This is a genomic window from Corynebacterium guangdongense (assembly GCF_030408915.1).
Taxonomy (GTDB): Bacteria; Actinomycetota; Actinomycetes; order Mycobacteriales; family Mycobacteriaceae; genus Corynebacterium; species Corynebacterium guangdongense.
In genome coordinates, this window is the sequence record NZ_CP047654.1 from 1,001,520 (window position 1) to 1,021,102 (window position 19,583).

18 protein-coding genes and 1 pseudogene are annotated in these 19,583 nt (G+C 68.1%); 15 read left to right on the forward strand and 4 right to left on the reverse strand.

Going from position 1 to position 19,583, the window contains the following annotated elements; all coding sequences use genetic code 11:
- The first annotated feature begins 99 nt into the window (after nucleotides 1-99).
- From CGUA_RS04810 to CGUA_RS04830, 5 genes are all read left to right on the forward strand, one after another.
- On the forward strand, nucleotides 100-765 hold the full coding sequence (locus tag CGUA_RS04810) for a histidine phosphatase family protein (RefSeq protein ID WP_290197954.1): 666 nt from the start codon (nucleotides 100-102) through the stop codon (nucleotides 763-765).
- Nucleotides 762-1,454 (forward strand): SCO1664 family protein, encoded by a 693-nt coding sequence (locus tag CGUA_RS04815; RefSeq protein WP_290197955.1) that lies wholly within the window; start codon nucleotides 762-764, stop codon nucleotides 1,452-1,454. The genes CGUA_RS04810 and CGUA_RS04815 overlap by 4 nt, the downstream gene beginning before the upstream one ends.
- 76 nt (nucleotides 1,455-1,530) lie before the next feature.
- Entirely contained in the window at nucleotides 1,531-2,754 is a 1,224-nt protein-coding gene (locus CGUA_RS04820) for a multidrug effflux MFS transporter (protein WP_290197956.1), read from the forward strand.
- A gap of 13 nt (nucleotides 2,755-2,767) precedes the next feature.
- Nucleotides 2,768-3,361, forward strand: coding sequence for a DUF421 domain-containing protein (locus CGUA_RS04825; protein ID WP_290197957.1), 594 nt, complete (start codon nucleotides 2,768-2,770; stop codon nucleotides 3,359-3,361).
- A gap of 189 nt (nucleotides 3,362-3,550) precedes the next feature.
- Nucleotides 3,551-3,994 (forward strand): RpiB/LacA/LacB family sugar-phosphate isomerase, encoded by a 444-nt coding sequence (locus tag CGUA_RS04830; RefSeq protein ID WP_290197958.1) that lies wholly within the window; start codon nucleotides 3,551-3,553, stop codon nucleotides 3,992-3,994.
- Nucleotides 3,995-3,999: 5 nt separating this feature from the next.
- Here CGUA_RS04830 and CGUA_RS04835 read toward each other — a convergent pair whose 3' ends face one another.
- Complete coding sequence (locus CGUA_RS04835) at nucleotides 4,000-4,638, reverse strand: MBL fold metallo-hydrolase (RefSeq protein WP_290197959.1); 639 nt, start codon at nucleotides 4,636-4,638, stop codon at nucleotides 4,000-4,002.
- A gap of 53 nt (nucleotides 4,639-4,691) precedes the next feature.
- Here CGUA_RS04835 and CGUA_RS04840 point away from each other — a divergent pair, with 53 nt between their 5' ends.
- The 4 genes from CGUA_RS04840 to CGUA_RS04855 are packed head-to-tail and all read left to right on the forward strand — an operon-like array spanning nucleotide 4,692 to nucleotide 8,465.
- Nucleotides 4,692-5,213, forward strand: coding sequence for an O-acetyl-ADP-ribose deacetylase (locus CGUA_RS04840; RefSeq protein WP_290197960.1), 522 nt, complete (start codon nucleotides 4,692-4,694; stop codon nucleotides 5,211-5,213).
- Nucleotides 5,214-5,227: 14 nt separating this feature from the next.
- Nucleotides 5,228-5,770, forward strand: a complete 543-nt coding sequence (locus tag CGUA_RS04845) for a cysteine hydrolase family protein (RefSeq protein WP_290197961.1) — start codon at nucleotides 5,228-5,230, stop codon at nucleotides 5,768-5,770.
- Nucleotides 5,771-5,774: 4 nt separating this feature from the next.
- Nucleotides 5,775-6,965: a PQQ-dependent sugar dehydrogenase gene (locus CGUA_RS04850; protein WP_290197962.1), complete on the forward strand. Its 1,191-nt coding sequence runs from the start codon at nucleotides 5,775-5,777 to the stop codon at nucleotides 6,963-6,965.
- Nucleotides 6,966-7,025: 60 nt separating this feature from the next.
- Nucleotides 7,026-8,465, forward strand: coding sequence for a GuaB1 family IMP dehydrogenase-related protein (locus CGUA_RS04855; protein WP_290197963.1), 1,440 nt, complete (start codon nucleotides 7,026-7,028; stop codon nucleotides 8,463-8,465).
- 353 nt (nucleotides 8,466-8,818) lie between these two features.
- Here the strand turns inward: CGUA_RS04855 and CGUA_RS04860 are convergent, their stop codons facing one another.
- Both CGUA_RS04860 and CGUA_RS04865 read right to left on the reverse strand, forming a co-directional pair.
- Nucleotides 8,819-9,793, reverse strand: a complete 975-nt coding sequence (locus tag CGUA_RS04860) for a cation diffusion facilitator family transporter (protein WP_290197964.1) — start codon at nucleotides 9,791-9,793, stop codon at nucleotides 8,819-8,821.
- A complete protein-coding gene (locus tag CGUA_RS04865) occupies nucleotides 9,793-10,266 on the reverse strand; it encodes a transporter substrate-binding domain-containing protein (RefSeq protein WP_374725064.1) in 474 nt (157 codons plus the stop codon). Before CGUA_RS04865 ends, CGUA_RS04860 begins: the two co-directional genes overlap by 1 nt.
- 602 nt (nucleotides 10,267-10,868) lie before the next feature.
- Here CGUA_RS04865 and fdnG point away from each other — a divergent pair.
- From fdnG to CGUA_RS04895, 6 genes and pseudogenes are all read left to right on the forward strand, one after another.
- A pseudogene (gene fdnG / locus CGUA_RS04870) lies at nucleotides 10,869-14,063 on the forward strand (formate dehydrogenase-N subunit alpha); the annotation flags it as partial.
- 213 nt (nucleotides 14,064-14,276) lie between these two features.
- The gene (locus tag CGUA_RS04875) at nucleotides 14,277-15,296 is read left to right on the forward strand and encodes a 4Fe-4S dicluster domain-containing protein (protein ID WP_374725024.1); all 1,020 of its coding nucleotides are present in this window, start codon (nucleotides 14,277-14,279) and stop codon (nucleotides 15,294-15,296) included.
- Nucleotides 15,293-16,519 (forward strand): NrfD/PsrC family molybdoenzyme membrane anchor subunit, encoded by a 1,227-nt coding sequence (nrfD, locus tag CGUA_RS04880; protein WP_290197967.1) that lies wholly within the window; start codon nucleotides 15,293-15,295, stop codon nucleotides 16,517-16,519. Before CGUA_RS04875 ends, nrfD begins: the two co-directional genes overlap by 4 nt.
- Before the next feature lie 194 nt (nucleotides 16,520-16,713).
- A complete protein-coding gene (locus tag CGUA_RS04885) occupies nucleotides 16,714-17,802 on the forward strand; it encodes an SDR family oxidoreductase (protein ID WP_290197968.1) in 1,089 nt (362 codons plus the stop codon).
- A gap of 73 nt (nucleotides 17,803-17,875) precedes the next feature.
- Nucleotides 17,876-18,223, forward strand: coding sequence for a hypothetical protein (locus CGUA_RS04890; protein WP_290197969.1), 348 nt, complete (start codon nucleotides 17,876-17,878; stop codon nucleotides 18,221-18,223).
- Nucleotides 18,223-19,161 (forward strand): glycerate kinase, encoded by a 939-nt coding sequence (locus CGUA_RS04895; RefSeq protein ID WP_290197970.1) that lies wholly within the window; start codon nucleotides 18,223-18,225, stop codon nucleotides 19,159-19,161. Before CGUA_RS04890 ends, CGUA_RS04895 begins: the two co-directional genes overlap by 1 nt.
- Here CGUA_RS04895 and CGUA_RS04900 read toward each other — a convergent pair.
- Complete coding sequence (locus CGUA_RS04900; RefSeq protein WP_290197971.1) at nucleotides 19,158-19,565, reverse strand: hypothetical protein; 408 nt, start codon at nucleotides 19,563-19,565, stop codon at nucleotides 19,158-19,160. The genes CGUA_RS04895 and CGUA_RS04900 overlap by 4 nt on opposite strands.
- Between the last annotated feature and the right edge of the window lie 18 nt (nucleotides 19,566-19,583).

Genomic DNA, 19,583 nt, shown 5'->3' on the forward strand with positions numbered 1-19,583 from the left:
GTTCTGGGTGGGTAAGGAAGGCGCTCTCCGGCCAGCGTTCTCTGGCCCGGGGCGGGCGCCACCCCCTCGGCGGAACCGGCTACTAGGCTCGTGGCCACCATGACTGACACCACGCCCGTCACCACCCTGATCCTCCTCGTCCGCCACGGCGCCACTCCCACCACCGGTCAGGTCCTGCCCGGTCGCGCGCCGGGTCTGCACCTGGCCGAGCGCGGGGACGCGCAGGCCCGGGAGGTCGCGGAAAGGCTGGAGGGGCTGGCGCTGGACGCCATCTACTCCTCGCCGATGGAGCGGGCGCAGGAGACGGCCGCGCCCACGGCGGCGGCGACGGGGCTCGACGTGCGCGTCGACAAGCGGCTCATCGAGTGCGAGTTCGGGGAATGGACCGGCGCGAAGCTGAGCGACCTGTACAAGTTGCCCGAGTGGCAGACGGTGCAGCAGTCGCCCTCGCAGTTCCGTTTCCCGGGCGGGGAGTCCTTCGTCGAGATGCAGGAGCGGATGGTCTCCTGCCTGCTGGAGCTGGCGGACCGGCACAGGGGCGGGCGCATCGCGCTGTTCTCGCACGCCGATCCGCTCAAGGCGCTCGTCGCCTGGCTGCAGGGCTCGCCGCTGGACGCGTTCCAGAAGATCAGCATTGACACGGGGTCGGTGTCCGCGGCCCGCATCGCCGACGACGGCACCGCCGGCATGGTGGTGACCAACTCGCGCACCGGTTCGCTGGCCTACCTGGGGGCCTACCTGGGGGACCCGGGGGAGAGGCCGTGAACCCGGAGAGCCTCCTGCAGAACGGTGAACTGGGCATCGTCACCCAGCTCGTCGAGTCCTCCAACCTCGGCTTTGTCGTCGACGCCACACTCGGTGAGGAGTACGGCTGGGGCGTCTACAAACCGCTCATGGGCGAACGCCCGCTCCATGATTTCCCGCCCGGCCTGCACCGGCGGGAGCGGGCCGCCTACCTGCTCAGCGAGTATCTGGGGTGGGGCGTGGTCCCGCCGACGGTCATCCGTGAGGACGCGCCCTTCGGCGTCGGCTCGATCCAGTGGTTCATCGAGCATGAGGGCTGGCACTACTTCCCGATGCTCGAGCAGCGGCCTGAGCTGCACCCGCAGCTCAAGCGCATGGCCGTGTTCGATCTTCTCGCCAACAACACCGACCGCAAGTCCGGGCACGTGCTTCTCGACGCCGAGAACCACGTCTGGGGCATCGACCAGGGCCTGTGCTTCAGCGTGGAGCCGAAGCTGCGCACGGTGATCTGGGATTTTGCCCACGAGACCATCGACGATGAGCTGGTGGCGGCGGTCGAACCGCTGGTGGCGGGGATTCCGGAGAATATCGCGGAGCTGCTCGACGAGGATGAGGTCTGGGCGCTGCGTGGCCGGGCCAACCGCATCGTCCGGCTGCCGTTCCTGCCAAAGCCGTATTCACAGTTCCAGTACCCCTGGCCATTGGTGTAGGCACCGAGCCAACGAAACATACCCCACTGGGTATGGTGTTGACATGCGTCAGCAAATTCGTGTGAAAGCAGCGCCCATGACCAAGCCGCCGGCCACGCCAGCCATGCCTCCCCTTATCCTCGGGGTTCTCGCCCTCGTGTCGGCCCTCGAGCCCCTCTCCATCAACATGTATCTCTCCGGCCTGCCACGGCTGGCCGGGGATCTGGACGTCACCCAGGCCGGCGCCCAGTTGACCCTGACGTTCTTCCTCCTCGGCATGTCGCTGGGGCAGCTGGTCATGGGCACGCTGTCCGACGCCGTGGGCCGACGGGGGCTCTTCGTCGGCGGCGTCATCGTCACCGTCGTCGCCTCCGTCGTGGCGGCCGTCGCCCCGACCGCGCCCGTGCTCTTCCTGGCCCGTTTCCTCATGGGCCTGGCGGCCGGCACCGCGGTGGTGCTGGCCCGCGCCGTCGCCGGTGACCTGGTCAGGGGGCAGGAGCTGGCGCGGGTGTTCTCCCTGCTCATGCTGCTCGGCGGCGTCGCCCCCGTCATCGGCCCTGTCGTGGGCGGGTTCATCGTCGACACCGCCGGTTGGCGTGGCGTGTTCTGGGTGCTGGCCGGACTCAACGCGATCATGATGGTCGCCGTCATCGCCGCCATCCCCGAGACCCTGCCCAGGGCCAGTCGCACCGGCGGTGGCGTCGGCCAGCTCCTTCGCGCCATCGGCGCCCTGCTGCGCGACCGCGCCTACCTCGGCTTCACCCTCGGCTACATCTTCAGCTTTTCCACCATGTTCACCTACGTCGCCGCCTCACCCTTTCTCCTGCAGGAGGACTTCGGCTTCACGCCGGTCCAGTACTCGATCATCTTCGCGGTCAACACCACCGGCATGTTCCTCACCTCGCTGGTCAACGCCCGGCTCGTCCGCCGCGTCGGCCCGCTGCCCCTGGCGCGCGTGGGCAACCTCCTCATGGTCGCCGCCGTCGCCTACCTGCTCGTGGCCTCCTTCCTGGGCGCCGGCCGCTGGGCCATCCTCGCCGGCCTGTTCGTGACGGTCTCCTCGATGGGTCTGAACTTCGGCAACACCTCCGCCCTGGCCATCTCCCGCGCCGGCACGCTCACCGGCTCCGCCTCGGCGTTCATGGGCGCGGGGCAGTTCCTCGTCGCCGGCCTGCTCGCGCCGACGGTGGCGTGGGTGGTCGCCCAGGGGCTGAATCAGGCCCAGGGCATGGCGATCGTCATGGGGATCGTCGCACTGGCCGCGGCCGCCGGCGTCTGGGGCGGCGGGGCGGCCCTGGAGAGGGAGGGCGCCAGCGCCTGACAGAATGGGTGCCATGGAGAATCTGCGTGAGGCGACGAACATGGGTCCGTGGGACCAGCTCTGGTTCTACCTGGGACTGACCCCGCTGCAGGCGCTCGCGGTGGCACTGGCCTCCGCGGCGCTGTACTTCTTCTTCCTCCTGCTCAACAAGCTGGTCGGGCAGCGTCTCTTCATGAAGATGACCGGTTTCGACATGTTGCTGGTCATCGTCCTGGGCGCGATCATCGGCCGGGCCATGATGGGGCACACGCCGACCTTCGCCGCCGGGGTCCTGGTCATGGTCGTCCTCATCACCCTGGAGTTCTTTTTCGGCAAGCTCAGCGGTCATCCCCGGCTGGGGCGCATGATCAACAATCAGCCGGTGCTGCTCATCGCTGACGGCGAGCTGCTTCGCGACGAGATGCGGCGGACCCGCGTCACCACGATGGACGTCACCGCCACGCTGCGCGGCAAGGGCATTCATTCGCGTACGGAGGTGGCGGCGCTCATTCTCGAGCGCACCGGGGAGATGTCAGTGCTGCGCAAGGGCACGCCCATCGACGCCGACTTGATCGCCGACGTCCGCTCCGGCTATCGGCTGCCGAAGGGGCTGATCAGGGACCGCTAGGCGGTGAGGGTGGGCATGTTCGGGCCCCTCGACATTCCGGGGGTGGTGATGACCACCGGTCTGGGGAAGAATAGTGCACATGTCTGTGATCTGGATTACGCTCTCCGGTCGCCATTAAGCTCTAGAAAACCAGTGAAAAATCGCGGTAGGCTTGTGTCCTGCCGACCAACGACCGAAAGTGAGCCCACCATGCGCATCGTCATCGGCGCCCCCGGCAATGGGATGGTCCTCAAGGAGGAGCTGAAGTCCTTCCTGGAGGCCGACGACCGTGTCTCCCAGGTCATCGACCTGTCCGCACCGGGTATCACCTACCCGGACGTCTCCTTCCGGGCGGGTCAGGCGATCATCGAGGGCAAGGCCGACCGCGGCCTGCTGGTATGCGGCACCGGCATCGGCACCGCCATCGCGGCCAGCAAGGTGCCGGGCGTGCGCGCAGCCACGGCCCACCAGCTGGAGACGGTGCGTGGGGCGGTGGTGAACTACGACGCCCAGATCCTCTGCATGGGCCAGAACGTCATCGCGCCGATCGCGGCGGCGGGGCTTCTCGACGCCTGGCTCGACTTCCGGCACGACCCACAGGGCGCCTACGCGCCCAAGCTGGCCGAGATCTTGGAGTACGAGTCCTTCCTGTAGGCGGGCTACACCTCGACTGACTCGCCCGGTCGCAGCGGCGTGAACTCCAGGTCGTGATGCTGGGCCAGCTTCGTGAGCAGTCCCGTGCGCAGGGTGACGCCGTTGTCGTTGTCGATGCCGTCATGGATGCCGATGAAGCGCGGCGGCTTCGACTCGCCCAGGTAGGTGTCGACGTCGAGCATCTTCAGCCAGGGCGCGGACACCGGTATGAGCACGGTCTCCACGCCGCGCAGCCGTTCGCTGAGGCGGGGGAAGGAGTCCCCGGTCTGGAAGACGGTGCCGTTGAGGATGAAACCGAGGTTCTCCGGCAATGGAATGAAACTGGTGATCGTGCCGTGCGGCGTCTCGAAGGTCTCCACCGTGATCTCCCCGACGGTAAAGGTGTCCCCGTCGGCGACCACCGTGTACTCGGAGCTGAGGTGTTCGGCCAGCTCGGCCGGCCCGTAGATCGCCAGGGCGGGGTTCTTCGTTTTGGCGGCGTCGAGGGCGGCGGCGTCGACGTGGTCCGGATGGATGTGGGTGATCAGGACGGCGTCGGCGGAATCCAGGTTCTCCGGAGTCTCGAAGGAGCCCGGGTCGACGATGACGGTGGTGTCACCGTGCGTGTAGTCGACGCAGGCGTGGAAACGGCGTGTGATTCTCATGCCCGCCATTGTGGCAGGAATCCGCAGGGCCGGCCCGGGTACGCTGGGTAGGCATGAAGCTGCAGCTTGTCACCGGGGACATCACGACGATGCGTGTCCATGCCGTCGTCAACGCCGCCAACTCCACCCTGCTCGGCGGGGGCGGGGTGGACGGGGCGATTCACGCGGCGGCCGGGCCGCAGCTGCTGGCCGCCTGCCGGATCATCCGCGACACGGTGCTGCCCGAGGGCCTGGCGCCGGGCAGGGCCATCTCCACGACGGCGGGCGCGCTGAGCGCAAAATGGGTCATCCACACCGTCGGCCCGGTCTATTCCATCACCGAGGACCGCTCCGAGACCCTGGCCAGCGCCTACCGGGAGTCGCTGCGCGTCGCCCAGCACGTGGGGGCGCGAACCCTCGCCTTTCCGGCGATCTCGGCCGGGGTGTACGGCTGGCCGATGGCCGACGCTGCCCGCATCGCCGTGGAGACCGTCCGGGCGATGACGGCGGAGGTCGGCGCAGACATCGACGAGGTCACCTTCGTCGCTTTTGACGAGCGCGCCGCCCGGGCGTTCCGCACCGCCCTGGACAACTAGAAAGGCACCCCCGCATGGCCACCCTTGACGCACTGCCCGCACTCATCGTCGTCGACTGCCAGCCCCGGCACCTGGGGATGCTCGCGCACCCGATGCGCGATCAGATCGTCCGGATCGCCGACCGGCTCGCGACGCAGTTCCGGGCGCATGAGCACCCCGTCGTGTGGACGCGCCTGCGCGATCTTCCGGTGGGGCGCGTCGACGCGCTCGGGCCTGAGGATCTCCCCGAGGCCACCGACGAGCTCCACCCGGACTGCCTGCTCGGCGACGCCGACCTGCGGCCCGAACCACGCCGGCGGCTCAACGCGCTGGATGACGGGCTTGTCGACGCCCTCCGTGACAGCGGCGTCCACCAGATCGTCCTGGCCGGGCTGACCACTGGCGGCGCCGTGGAGTCCACCGCCCGGGCCGCCTACGACGCCGGTTTCAACGTCTATGTCGTCGCCGACGGCGTCGCCGACGTGGATCCGCGTCGCCACGATTGTGCCCTCGTCGATTCTCTGCCGTTCGTCGCGGAGATTGGCTGGAGCGAAGAAATCGAACATCAAATAAGGTGAAGTCATGCGACCGTTCCTGCCACTCGTCGTCAGCACCGCGCTGACCCTGTCGGCCTGCACCGGCTCCCCTGATGAGGCCACCGCCACCTCCACCAACCCAGCCACCAATCCAGCCATCAGTACCTCCGGATCCAGTTCCCTGTCCTCGGGCTCCTCGGAGCGGGCCGGGTTCGAGGAATTCACCGTCACCAACCACGGCCGCTTCGACGAGGGCTGGGCCATGGCGTTTTTGCCGGGCACCGACCTGCTGCTGATCACTGAGCGCGGCGGTGCCCTCAAGTTACGAGACCAGGCCACCGGCGAAGTGCGTGAGGTCAGCGGCGCGCCGAAGGTATACCACGTCGAGCAGGCGGGTCTCCACGACGTGGTGGCCGGGCCCACCTTCGAGCGCGACGGCACCGTCTACCTCTCCTGGGTGAAACAGGAGCGGGGCAGTGAGCCGCGGGGCGTGGTCGCCCGGGCGCGTCTCGACACGGAGTCCGCGGAGCTGACGGACGTCACCGAGATCTGGCAGCAGGAGCCGCTGGAGGGGGCCGCCCACTTCTCCCTGCGCATGCTCATCCAGGACGATCACCTGTTCCTGACCTCCGGCGAAAGGGCGGCATTCGACCCCGCCCAGGACGTCACCTCCACCCTGGGCAAGATCCTGCGCCTGACCCTCGACGGGCGGCCCGCCCCGGGCAACCCCTTCGCAGGTCAGGGTGGCCGGGCGGATGAGGTCTGGTCGATGGGCCACCGAAACCCGCTGGGCATCGACCAGGATTCCACCGGCCAGATCTGGAGCACGGAGATGGGCCCGAAGGGCGGTGACGAGCTCAACGCTATCGTCGAGGGCGGCAACTACGGGTGGCCGGAGGCGTCGATGGGCGTCAACTACGACGGCAGTGATATCCCCGACCATGCCGAGGGCGACGGGTTCATCGCGCCGGCCGCGTACTGGGCGCCGTCGATAAGCCCGGGTTCCCTGGAAATCTACGACGGGGAACTCTTCGCCGGCTGGGCGGACAGTGCGCTCGTCGGCGGGCTGTCCGGCCGGACGCTGGTCCGGCTGGAACTCGACGGCAGTGATGCGCGCGTCGTGGGGCAGTGGGACATGGGCGAGCGTATCCGCGCGGTGGAGGAGGCCCCGGACGGATCCGTCTGGCTGCTGGAGGACGGCGGCCGCGGGCGGCTGCTCGAATTGCGGCCGGGGTAGGGCACCCCTGGCGGCGAATCTCCCGGTGCGGATGGCGGGCGGGCCCGTACGATGGGCGTCATGCGATTCCTCACTGAACTGCCGCCCGATCACGATCTGACGTACGACGACGTGTTCATGGTGCCCTCGCTCTCCGAGGTGGGTTCCCGCATGGCGGTCGATCTTTCCACCGCGGACGGCACCGGCACGACGATTCCGCTGGTGGTCGCCAACATGACGGCCGTCTCCGGCCGTCGCATGGCGGAGACGATCGCGCGCCGCGGCGGCATCGCCATCCTCCCCCAGGACGTGCCCGCGGACATCGCCGCCAGGACAATCGCCCGGGTCAAGGACGCGCACCTGCTCTATGACACCGCGATCACGGTCAAGGAGCACCACACCGCAGGCTACGCGCGCCACCTCATCCCGAAACGGGCGCACGGCGCGGCGGTCGTCGTGGACCCGGAGGGGGAGAAGCCGGTCGGCCTGATCACCATGAAGGATCTGGCCGGGGCGGACAACTTCGCCCAGGTGCGCAACCTCATGTCGCGGGAGCTGTGGACCCTTCCCGCCGGCATCGACCCCAAGGAGGCGTTCGCCGCGCTGTCGAAGGCCTCGCGTAAGCTCGCGCCGGTCGTCGACGAGGGGGGCAGGCTGCTGGGCATGCTCACCCGCCAGGGCGCGCTCCGGGACAGCGTGTATAAACCGAATGTCGACGCCGACGGCCGTCTGCGCATCGGCGTCGCCATCGGCATTAACGGCGACGTGGAGGGCCGGAGCCGGGCCCTGCTGGCGGCCGGGGCCGACGTGTTGGTCGTGGACACCGCCCACGGACATCAGCGCAGCGCGCTGGAGGCGGTTCGCAGGGTGCGCGCCCTCAATCCCGGGGTCCCCATCGTCGCCGGCAATGTGGTGACGGCGGCGGGCACCCGCGACCTCATCGAGGCGGGGGCGGACATCGTCAAGGTCGGCGTCGGGCCGGGCGCGATGTGCACCACCCGCATGCAGACCGGGGTGGGCCGCCCGCAGTTTTCCGCGGTGCTGGAGTGCGCCGCCCAGGCGCGCGAGCTGGGCGCCCACGTGTGGGCCGACGGTGGTGTGCGTCATCCCCGTGACGTCGCCCTGGCGCTGGCGGCGGGCGCGTCGAACGTGATGATCGGCTCGTGGTTCGCCGGGACCTACGAATCCCCGGGCGACCTCTTCCGCGACGCGGAGGGGCGCGAGTACAAGGAGTCCTTCGGCATGGCCTCGCGTCGCGCGGTGGAATTCCGCAACTCCGAGACGGAGGCGTTTGAGAGGGCGCGCCGAGAGATGTTCGAGGAGGGCATCTCCACTGCCCGCATCTTCCTGGAACCGGGGCGCGGCGGCGTGGAGGATCTGGTCGACCAGATCGTCGCGGGGGTGCGCTCCTCCTTCACCTACGCGGGCGCGGATTCCGTGGCGGCGTTCCAGGAGCGGGCCACCGTGGGAGTCCAGTCGGCGGCCGGGTACGCAGAAGGACAGCCCCGTCCGACTGGCTAACGCCGGTATGGCGTCGGGTTCAGCCGCGGGCGGGGCGGTCTAGGCGGGGGAGAGGTCATGGCGACGGCGCCGGAGCTCGGCGTAGATGTCGTCCCAGTCAAAGGCGTTCTCCGCACTGTCCGCGAGCATGCACTCGGGGGTGGCCACGCAGTGCGCGTTCACGTCCCGGTTGCGTTTCGCGTCCAGACACTTCGGGCAGGCGCACACACAGAACATTGTTCTCACCTCACTCTCCGCGTGTGGTCGGTGGTTTTTTCTTAAAAACTATTCTAACCGAGCGAAGATCGGATTTGAATGAAAGATTCATCATAAACTTATCAATCTGCCCCCAGGTTTCGCACGCAACACCGAGGTCATTCCTCGGCCTGGCGCAGCTGCTCCGGAATTCGGGAGACGGGGACGACAACCACGTCATTGAGCTTCCAATCGTGCCTCCGGACGGCCGTCCCCAGCGCCTCCAGCTCGGTGACCGTGGGTTGGTGCCCGGGGTGGGGGCGGACAAAGATCTCCGCATGGAAGACGTGGCCCTGGTCACGGACGCGGGCCGCCGCGTCGGCCACCCACCCCGCCGAGAGTGAGATGGACTCGGCCTCCTCGATGAGCGGATGGGGCCCGCCCTCCAGGGTTACGGCGCGGGTGTCGCTGAGGTCGCGGACGGCGGCGCGCAGGTTGACGACGCCGTCGTAGATGATCGACGCCGACACCACCAGTGCGGCCACCGAGTCCATCCACCACAGCCCGACGCCGATGCCGAGGACGCCGATGACGGTGGAGAGCGCGGTCATCCAGTCGGCCTTGTTCATGTCGGCGTCGGCGTAGAGGACCTTGTCGTGCAGGGGCTCGGCCAGCTTCATCTTTGCCCGGCCCAGCAGAACCGGCGGAATTCCCGACAAGGCGATGACGCCGACCATCAGCCAACCCAACCACATGTCCTGACCGAACAGGACGATCAGACCGATGGGTGGCTTTTCCCCGCCCACCAGACTGCTCACCGCGCCGTAGACGAGGAAGCTGCCCATCGCCAGCAGCGCGGTGGCCGCCACCATGTGTCCGGTGGCGATCGCCCGGTGGTGGCCGTACGGGTGGCGTCGGTTGGCGGGTTTGCGAATCATTCGGCTGGCGACCAGGAACGCGATCGGTGGCAGCAGGGACAACCCGTCCTCGATCCAGGCGGCCTTCATCGCCTGGGACTGGCCGGCGACGAGGCCGACCACAGCGAAGGTGGCCGCGAGGACGACAATGCTCAGCCATTCCAGCCGGACGGCCTTGCGCAGAAGCTCCTGCTCGCTGTCGTCGGTGCCGTGGCCGTTGGTGGTGGAGCGTGCCATCAGATTTCACCCGCTTCCCTGGCGAGGTGGCGCTCAAGTTCGGTGAGCAGTTCGTTCTCTCCCAGGCGCACCCCCATCACCATCTTCTCGGTGCTGCCGTCCTCCGTGGTGCTTTCGCCGTAGGGACGGGTCAGGGCCATGTGGGTGCTCCACGGTGAGGTCGTCGTCAGCCCTCCGATGAGCAGGTCGATGTCGCCCTCCTTGATGCTGTGGGCGAGAACGCTCTCCGGCCCCGGACGCCACTGAATCTCCGCGTTGATGGAGTCGGCGAAGCTCTGGATGAGTTCCACCTCCGAGCCGCGGGCGGTCCCGGAATCCCGGTCGAATTCGGCCCAGGGCGTGTGCTCGGACAGGCCGACGACGAGATCTCCGTCGGTGGCCCGGTCGAAGGTGCCCACGCTGTCGGCCGGAATGCTGCCGCATGCGGAGAGCAACGGGGTCGAGAGGATGAGGGTGGCGATGACTCCGGCCACTGACGGTAGCTTCACGGGACGTCCTTTCGAAGGTGGTGACTTCAGCAAAGTATCAATGAACGCTGATGGAAATATTAGGCGTTCTTCGGCGCGGCCGGGGCGAGGCTGCGGGCGGGGTGTGATGTGGGTGACGATCCGGCCGTCGATGCTGCGCAACGCACCCAGGTACTGATATGGGTGCCCGGGTGGGGTGGGATCCGGGGATGGGGTGGCCGTGCGACTCCCCGGGGGGGGCACGAAACCGCAGGTGGACGGCATGGCTGGCGGGCCGCCCTCGGGCCGCTGGGGCGGGGCTGGGGTGGGGTGGTCGGAGTCGGTGAGCGTGTGTCCCGCCCGCTAATTAGGAAACGAACCTGTTTCTTTAATCCGGGTTCACCCCCGTTTGATCACCCCCGGGGCAACGTCGTGTCCAATCTGCGTTCGGAGGGTCTGCCGCCCGGGGAAATTCGGCTCCTCGGCGCCTGCCGGGAGCAAATCCCCAGGCCCGGGCGCGGCGGCCCGGGCAAAACTGGGCGGCGGGGGTGGGGCGGGCGTCGGCAGGTGGGTGGACCCATTCACCTGATGCTCCCGGCACGGTGGTTCTAACCGGTAGCGTCGAGGTCATGGCGACACCTACATTTTTGAACTGGCCAGTCCTCCGCCAGTTCGAGGATCTCGACCTCTTCGGCCGGGACAAGAACACCAAGTCCAAGAAAACCGAGCGCATCACGCCGCGCACGCATGAGGCGGACGGAGTGTACAAGTCCGTCTGCCCCTACTGCGCCGTCGGTTGTGCCCAGAACGTCTACGTCAAGGATGACAAGGTCATCCAGATCGAGGGCGACCCGGATTCCCCGATTTCCCGGGGCCGACTCTGCCCGAAGGGTTCGGCCTCCGAGCAGCTGGTCAACAGCCCCGGCCGCCAGACCAAGGTCCTGCACCGGGCGCCGCACGCCACCGAGTGGACCACCCTCGAGCTCGACGACGCCATCGACATGGTCGCCGACCGCGTGCTCGAATCGCGCGCCAGGCGATGGGAGGACACCGACAAGGACGGCAACAAGCTCAACCGCACCATGGGCTTCGCCGGCCTCGGCGGCGCCGTGCTGGACAATGAGGAAAACTACCTCATCAAGAAGCTGTACACTGCCCTCGGCGCCGTACAGATCGAAAACGTCGCACGTATATGACACTCCGCCACTGTTCCCGGTCTGGGAGCATCGTTTGGCCGCGGTGGCGCTACGCAGTCACTGCAGGACATGGGCAACTCTGACTGCATCATCATTCAGGGTTCCAACATGGCGGAGAACCACCCGGTGGGATACCAGTGGGTGACCGACGCCAAGTCACGGGGCGCCAAGGTGATCCACGTCGACCCCCGTTTCACGCGTACCTCGGCGGTCTCCGATCGCCACATCCCGATCCGCGCCGGCTCCGACGTCGTCCTGCTGGGCGCGCTGATCAACCACGTCATCTCGAACGACCTCTATTTCCGCGACTACGTCGTCGCGTACACCAACGCGGCGAACCTCATCCACGAGGACTACCGCGGGCCGGAGGATCTCGACGGGCTGTTCTCGGGCATCGACGAGAAGACCGGGCGGTACGACAAGTCCACCTGGCAGTACCAGCGCAAGGTTGACGCTGCCGACACGGACGAGGTCTGGAACCACGAACGTGACGAGACCCTGGAGCACCCGCAGACGGTCTTCCAGATCATGAAGCGCCACTACGCCCGCTACACCCCGGAAATGGTCGAGCAGGCCTGCGGCATCACCGAGGAGGAGTTCCATTACCTGGCCGACGCTCTCGTGGAGAACTCCGGGCGTGAGCGCACCACCGTGTTCGCCTACGCCCTCGGGTGGACCCAGCACACCCTGGGCCCCCAGGTCATTCGCGCCTCCGCCATCCTGCAGCTGCTGATGGGCAACGTCGGCCGCCCGGGCGGCGGCGTCATGGCGCTGCGCGGCCACGCCTCCATCCAGGGCTCGACCGACATCCCGACCCTCTACCACCTGCTGCCGGGCTACCTGCCGATGCCGTCGGTCAAGCACACCAGCTTCGACAAGTGGGTCGAGGCGGTTGGCGACGTCCACGGCAAGGGCTTCTGGGGCATGGCCCGCGAGTACGCGGTCAGCTTCATGAAGGCCTACTTCGGCGAGAACGCCACCGCCGAGAATGAGTGGGGATACCAGTGGCTGCCGCGCATCAACGGCAAGCACGGCACGTACCAGACCATGATGGACATGGCCGACGGCAAGGTCGACGGCTACATGGTCTTCGGACAGAACCCGGCCGTCTCCTCCATCAACGGCCAGCTGCACCGCAAGGCCTTCCGCACCGCCAAGTGGATGGTCGTGCGCGACACCACCCTCATCGAGACGGCCAACTTCTGGCGCGATTCGCCGGAGCATGAGAAGGGCGAGGTGACCACCGAGGGCATCGGCACCGAGGTCTTCTTCTTCCCGGCCGCCGCCCACACGGAGAAGGACGGCACCTTCACGCAGACCCAGCGCATGCTGCAGTACCGCGAGAAGGCCGTCAACCCGCCGGGGGACTCCCAGTCCGAGCTGGACTTCTTCTACCAGCTGGGGCTGCGCCTGCGTGAGCGTCTCGCCGACTCCACGGACCCGCGCGACCAGGCGCTGCTGAAGATGACCTGGGACTACGGCTACGAGGACAACCCGGCCGAGGCCGACGCCAACCGCGTCCTGCTCGAGATCAACGGGTCCTACCTCGCGGGCGAGCGCGCCGGTGAACCGCTGGACAAGTTCGCCGACATGAAGGACGACGGGTCCACCTCCGGCGGCTGCTGGATCTACTCCGGAGTCTTCGCCGGCGGCAAGAACCAGGCCGCCAACAAGGAGCGGGCCGCCTTCCCGACGGATCCGGCGCCGAACTGGGGCTGGATCTGGCCGATGAACCGTCGTGTCCTCTACAACCGCGCCTCCGCCGATCCGCAGGGAAACCCGTGGTCGGAGCGCAAGAAGTACGTGTGGTGGGACGAGGCCCAGGAAAAGTGGGTCTCCACCGGCGACGTCGTCGACTTCCCGGTCGGCCTGCGCCCGGACCACGAGCCGGAGCCGGACGCGGCGGGGCCGGCCGCCCTGTCGGGCACCGACGCCTTCATCATGCAGGCGGACGGCAAGGGCTCGCTGTTCGCGACCAACGGTCTCGACGACGGGCCACTGCCCACCCATTACGAGGCCCAGGAATCGCGCGCGGAGAACCCGCTGTACAGTGTCCAGTCCTCGCCGTCGCGGGAGACGTTCGCCCGCACCGACAATCTGCAGGTCCCTCCCGTCGGCAACGTCGGGTCAGAGGTGTACCCGTTCACCTTCACCACCTACCGCGTCACCGAGCAGCACGGCGCCGGCGGCAAGTCGCGCTGGGTCCCGTACCTGGCAGAGCTGCAGCCGGAGCAGTTCTGTGAGGTCTCGCCGGAGCTCGCTGAGCTGCGGGGCCTGGAGAACGGCGGCTGGGCGACGATCGTCACCCCGCGTTCCGCCATCGAGGCGCGTGTCCTGGTGACCGAGCGCATGAAGACCCGCCGCATCAACGGCAAGGACTTCCACCAGATCGGCATCCCGTTCCACTTCGCCAACTACGGCGACGGCGCCGAGGTCAAGGGCGACTCCGCCAATGACCTCATCGGCGTCACCCTGGAGCCGAACGCCTCGATCCAGCAGGCGAAGGTCACCGCCTGCGACGTCATCGCCGGCCGCCGCCCGCGCGGAAAGGACCTCCGCGAATTCGTGGAGGCCTACCGCGAGCGCGCCGGGGTCACCGTCGAGACCGGCATGGACCGCATCCTCAAGCCGGGCGTCGAGGAGACCGACTTCGAGCCGACCGCGGTGGAGGACCCGACCGAGGAGTTGCTGGGTCAGCCCGGCCACTACGACGTCGACTCCATCATCGGAGCGGAGAAGGCGGCTGAATCCGCACCACCCGAAAAGCCTGAAGGGCTCGGATAACCACCCGCTAACCGATACCCCCACAGCTTGAAAGGAACGGAACACACAATGTCCCGCATGTTGGAATCAACAGCCCCCGGTTACGACCTCGACGAACGCAAGTCGTTCTTCACCGACACCTCGATCTGCATCGGCTGCAAAGCCTGCGAGGTCGCCTGCAAGGAATGGAACCGCATTCCCCAGGACGGCAACTACGAGATGCTCAACTCCTCCTACGACAACACCGGCGACCTCGGCGCCAACACCTGGCGTCACGTCGCTTTCGTGGAGCAGGGCCAGGAGCGCATCGTCGCGGCCCGCGAGTCCTCGAAGCAGCTCGTGGGTCTGGGCATGCCGCGCATCGGCAGCCCCGACTCGGCGGCCTCGGCCAGGGAGGATGAGGGCACCTCGCCGATCGACCTGATCGACACGACCCCGCCGGACACCCCGGACTTCCGCTGGCTCATGTCCTCGGACGTGTGCAAGCACTGCACCAACGCCGGCTGCCTCGACGTCTGCCCGACCGGTGCGCTCTTCCGCACCGAGCACGGCACGGTCGTCGTCCAGGACGACGTCTGCAACGGCTGCGGCACCTGCGTCGCCGGATGCCCCTTCGGCGTCATCGAACGCCGCGACGAGGGCGGCGTCTCGGTCCGTGAGTCACATTACAAGGAGGGCGAGGACTTCACCGTGGGCGAGAAGGCCCCGATGAAGAACAAGGGCGTCGCCCAGAAGTGCACCCTGTGCTACGACCGCATCAGCTTCGGCGACACCCCGGCCTGTGCCCAGGCCTGCCCGACCACCTCGATCAAGTTCGGCACCCGCAAGGAGATGCTCGAGGTCGCCCGTGACCGGCTCGACGAGCTGCACGCCCAGGGCATGACCGAGGCGCGCCTCTACGGCGCGAACGACGAGGACGGCGTCGGCGGCACCGGCTCCATCTTCCTGCTCCTCGACGAGCCCGAGGTCTACGGCCTGCCGCCGTACCCGGAGGTCCCCACCCGCCACCTGCCTGACATGTACAAGACCATGTTCAAGGCCGCGGTGGGTCTTGCCGGCGCGGCGTCGGCCGCGTTCCTGATCGGAGGTCGCAAGTGACGGAGTTCAGAATCCCCAAGGTGATCCCGGACATCGTCAACCGGGTGACCGGTCGCTGGGCGCCCCCGGGCACCGGTGAGTCCAAGGGCAAGCAGCGGCTCCACCTGGACTACGTCGACAGGGCGACGCGCGAGCGTCAGGCGGAGCGGCAGTCCGAGGACCTCGAGGCGCGCCGCCGGTTCCGCCGGGGCGGCAAGAGCGAGGGCCTGGAGCAACGCATGGTTCCGGACATGGAGTTCAGCTCCTACTACGGGCGGCCGATCGTCAAGGCTCCGCCGTGGGGCTGGCCGATCGGCGTGTACCTGTGGCTCGGCGGAATCGCCGGGGGCTCCGGCGTCCTGGCCTTCGGCGGCCAACTGATGCGCAACAGCGAGCTGGCCCGCAACATGCGCATCAGCGCCTTCGGGTCCGCGGCGCTGGGTTCCCTGGCGCTGGTCGGGGACCTGGGCCGCCCCGAGCGCGCCCTGAACATGTTCCGCGTGTTCAAGGTGACCTCGCCGATGTCCATGGGCTCCTACCTGCTGCTGACTTTCGCCACCTCCGCGGCGCTGCCCGCCGCCTCCGAGGCGGACACGCTGCTCATTGAGAACGGTAAGGTCATCGCCCTGCCGAAGCCACTGCGCACCTTCCTGCGCTCGGCCTCCGAGGCGTCGACCCCGATCACCGGCACCCTCGGACCGCTGCTGGCCACCTACACCGGCGTCCTCTTCTCGAACACGTCGGTCCCGGCCTGGAGCGAGGGCCGCGAGTACCTGCCGTACATTTTCGGTTCCTCGGGCGCGCTCGCCGCCGGCGGCACCGCGATGATCGTGACCTCCCCGGAGAACGCCGGACCCGCCCGCGTCCTGGCGGTCGCCGGCACCGCCACCGAGATGTACTCCATGCACCGCATGAAGGCCACCATGGACCCGACGGTGCGCGAGGTCTACGAGAAGGATTCGCCGGGCATCCTGCTCAAGGCTTCCGAGGCCGCCGTCGTCGCCGGTTCCCTCGGCACCGTGGCCGCCCACGTGCTCAACGCGCTGGGCAAAAGGTCCCGGGGCCTGTCGATCGCCTCGGGCGTCGCGCTGGTCGCCGGTTCCGCCTTCACCCGTTTCGGTGTCCTGCACGCCGGCCACAACTCGGTCAAGGACCCGAAGTACGTGGTGGAGCCGCAGAAGCGCCGCATGGAGAAGGCTCGGGCGGAAGGCCGTCTCAGCGAGAACATCACGACGCTGAGCTAGCCTGCTTGCCGACGCCAATCGCCGCCCCGGCTTCCGGGGCGGCGATTCGTCGTCTCCGGAGCGCACGGATGGGTGGGCGCCACCGACGCGCCCGGCCGGCCCCTCTCGGCAAGCCCGCAGGTGGCGTTCCTGAGGAGGGTGAATAATGTCCACAAAAGGTTGAAACTTTAAATACTTGGACTACGATAGACTTTATGACCAACATTGACGGACTGAACCTGACAGAGATGTCTGAGCCCGACGGGGTCGTCCTCGTGGCCGGGGACGGTGGCCTCATCGGCTCCTACGCCGCCCGTGAGTACCACAGCCTCGGCTGGGAGGTCCACGGAGTGTCCCGCCGCGACCTCGCGACCGAATGGACCCACCATTCCGCCGACCTGCTGACGGGGGAGGGGCTTCCCGTCGGCGTCCTCTCCCGCGTCACCCACCTGGTGTTCGGCGCCTACGTCGAGAAGTCGACCGAGGCTGAACTCATCCAGGTGAACGACGCCCTGCTGCAGAACACCCTGGACGCGCTCCACCGGAACGGCGCCCCGCTCAAACACGTCACCATCTACCAGGGCGGCAAGGCCTACGGCCATCACCTCGGCTTCTTCAACACCCCCGCCAAGGAAACCGACCCGCGTCTCATCGCCCCGCACTTCTATTACACGCAGGAGGACCTCCTCAAGCGCAACGCACGGGAGCGCGGCTTCGCCTGGACCGCCATCCGTCCGGAGGGCGTTACCGGTTACGCCACCGGAAACCCCATGAACTTGCTCATGGTCATCGGCGTTTATGCGGCCATCAACAAGGAACTCGGTTTGCCCCTGCGGTTCCCGGGCACCCGCGCCGCCTACGATGTGCTGTACCAGACCACCGACGCGGAGCTCCTGGGCCGTGCCACGGTGTGGGCAGGGTCGGAGCCGAAGGCGGACGGCGAGGCCTTCAACGTCACCAACGGCGACGTTTTCCGGTGGTCCCAGCTGTGGCCGAAATTCGCCCGGCACTTCGCCATGGAGTACGCCGAGCCGCAGCAGATGTCCCTGGCCGAAGCGATGCCAATGCGCAAGCACGTCTGGGAGTCCCTGGTCGAGCGCCACGGGCTGCGCGCGACCCCTTTCGAGCAACTCGTCGGCTGGGGCGTCGGTGACTTCCTCTTCCACCACGAGGCCGACAACATCACCTCTACGGTCAAGGTCCGTCAGGCCGGTTTCGCCGATGTCCTCGACACCGAGACCCGTCTCCTCGAACTCTTTGACAAGCTCATTGAGGCGAAGATTCTCCCGCCGTTGACTGCCTAGCGCCGGTTCCTCAGCGCGACCGCCGCACCGCAAGGGGTTCAGGGGACGCGGCGGCTGCGGTATCCTCACCCTCATGGGATATGACCTGGCGATGTGGGTGGGTGAGCAGCCCCGGTCCGACGTCGAGGGGGCGATGCAGCTGGAGGAGCGCTTCGACCACTATCAGGTCTGCGAGGACCCGGTGGCCCCGGAGATCAGGGATTTCGTGGACCGGGCGTTGACGGATTTCCCGATCGACACGGAGGAGGAGATGGAGGCCAGCCCCTGGCGCGACATCCCTCTCTACGGCGCCGCTCGCGGCGACATGATCTACTTCTCGCTCCTCACCGACACCCCGCCGGAGACGGTGCAGTCCATCATCGACCTGGGCAAGGTCGTGGAACTCGTCGTCGTGGACCCGCAGGCGCGCCGGACCTACTGATGCGCGTCCTGGTCGCGCCGGACAGTTTCAAGGGCACCTTCACCGCCGCTGAGGCTGCCGAACTCATCGCCGCCGGCGCCCGGGCGCCGGGCGCGACAATCACTCTCCTCCCGCTCGCCGACGGTGGCGAGGGCACCCTCGCCGTCCTCGCCGGCTCGGCCCCGCTTATCGACGCCCGGACAGTCGACCCCTGGAACCGGCCGATCACCGCCTCCTTCGCGATGGTGGGGGAGACAGCCGTCGTCGAGCTGGCCCGGGCATCCGGCCTCCACTTCGGCCCCGGCGACCCGGTGACGGCCTCGACCTACGGCACCGGGCTGCTCATCGCCGAGGCCCTCGATCGCGGCGCGAGAAAGGTGCTCATCGCGGCCGGTGGCTCGGCGACCACCGACGGTGGCGTCGGTGCGGTGCGCGCCATCACGGAACGGGGCGGCACCCGCGGTACCAGGCTCACCGTCTTGACCGACGTGACCACGCCCTTCGAGCACGCCGCCGTGGTCTTCGGCCCGCAGAAGGGGGCCACGCCCGCGCAGGTCGGGGAGCTGACGGCGCGGCTCAACGAGCTGGCGTCGTCATTTCCGAAGGACCCGCGTGGCCTGGCCCGCACCGGCGCCGCCGGGGGATTCTCCGGCGGCCTCTGGGCCCACTTCGACGCCGAGCTCGTCGACGGTGCCGGCCGGGTCCTCGACGTCCTCGGCTTCGACGAGCTGCTGGCCTGCACCGACCTGGTCGTCGTCGGCGAAGGGCGCCTCGACGCGCAGACCGGCCAGGGCAAGATCATCGACGCGGTGCTGCGTCGCGTCGCCAAGCGGGTGCCCGTTGTCGCCGTGGTCGGCAGCGTCTCAGACGACCTGGGGGGCTACGCCGCGAAGTTCGCCGAGATCATCGTCGCGTCGACGGCGCAGGAGCTCCGGGCCGCCGGTGCCCGGCTGGGCTAGTGACTTCGCCGGCTGGCCGTCGGCAGACCTCCGGACTTGGCCCGGACGGATCGGCCGGAGTCCTCCACATCGTGATCCTGCAGGGACGGCTCACGATCCTCGTCGAGAATGTGCTCCTCGTAGACGCGCCGACGGCGGCGTTGCTCGTAACGCGCCTGGGAGGCTTCCGTCCGCGGTCGCCGTGGCTTGCGGGAGGACCGTTGCGGGCGAGCGTCTCCTGATGACGGCTTCGATGGAGTCACCGCCTCGAAGGAGTACCTCGAGTTGTCCACGGCGCACGGAGTCGGGGTGCCCGGGGCGGTATGGCGGTAGAACCCGCTGCCGTCAGGGTTCACCGGCCGTTCCCCGCCGCAGATCGGGCACCGGGCCTTCCCCTTGACCACCCCGATTGACTGGATCCTCATGAAGCACAAAGTTAACCC

Coding starts and splice junctions, on each gene's coding strand:
- CGUA_RS04810 (WP_290197954.1), top strand. CDS start 100: ATGACTGACACCACGCCCGTCACCACCCTGATCCTCCTCGTCCGCCAC.
- CGUA_RS04820 (WP_290197956.1), top strand. CDS start 1,531: ATGACCAAGCCGCCGGCCACGCCAGCCATGCCTCCCCTTATCCTCGGG.
- CGUA_RS04825 (WP_290197957.1), top strand. CDS start 2,768: ATGGAGAATCTGCGTGAGGCGACGAACATGGGTCCGTGGGACCAGCTC.
- CGUA_RS04830 (WP_290197958.1), top strand. CDS start 3,551: ATGCGCATCGTCATCGGCGCCCCCGGCAATGGGATGGTCCTCAAGGAG.
- CGUA_RS04835 (WP_290197959.1), bottom strand. CDS start 4,638: ATGAGAATCACACGCCGTTTCCACGCCTGCGTCGACTACACGCACGGT.
- CGUA_RS04840 (WP_290197960.1), top strand. CDS start 4,692: ATGAAGCTGCAGCTTGTCACCGGGGACATCACGACGATGCGTGTCCAT.
- CGUA_RS04845 (WP_290197961.1), top strand. CDS start 5,228: ATGGCCACCCTTGACGCACTGCCCGCACTCATCGTCGTCGACTGCCAG.
- CGUA_RS04850 (WP_290197962.1), top strand. CDS start 5,775: ATGCGACCGTTCCTGCCACTCGTCGTCAGCACCGCGCTGACCCTGTCG.
- CGUA_RS04855 (WP_290197963.1), top strand. CDS start 7,026: ATGCGATTCCTCACTGAACTGCCGCCCGATCACGATCTGACGTACGAC.
- CGUA_RS04860 (WP_290197964.1), bottom strand. CDS start 9,793: ATGGCACGCTCCACCACCAACGGCCACGGCACCGACGACAGCGAGCAG.
- CGUA_RS04875 (WP_374725024.1), top strand. CDS start 14,277: ATGTTGGAATCAACAGCCCCCGGTTACGACCTCGACGAACGCAAGTCG.
- CGUA_RS04885 (WP_290197968.1), top strand. CDS start 16,714: ATGACCAACATTGACGGACTGAACCTGACAGAGATGTCTGAGCCCGAC.
- CGUA_RS04890 (WP_290197969.1), top strand. CDS start 17,876: ATGGGATATGACCTGGCGATGTGGGTGGGTGAGCAGCCCCGGTCCGAC.
- CGUA_RS04895 (WP_290197970.1), top strand. CDS start 18,223: ATGCGCGTCCTGGTCGCGCCGGACAGTTTCAAGGGCACCTTCACCGCC.
- CGUA_RS04900 (WP_290197971.1), bottom strand. CDS start 19,565: ATGAGGATCCAGTCAATCGGGGTGGTCAAGGGGAAGGCCCGGTGCCCG.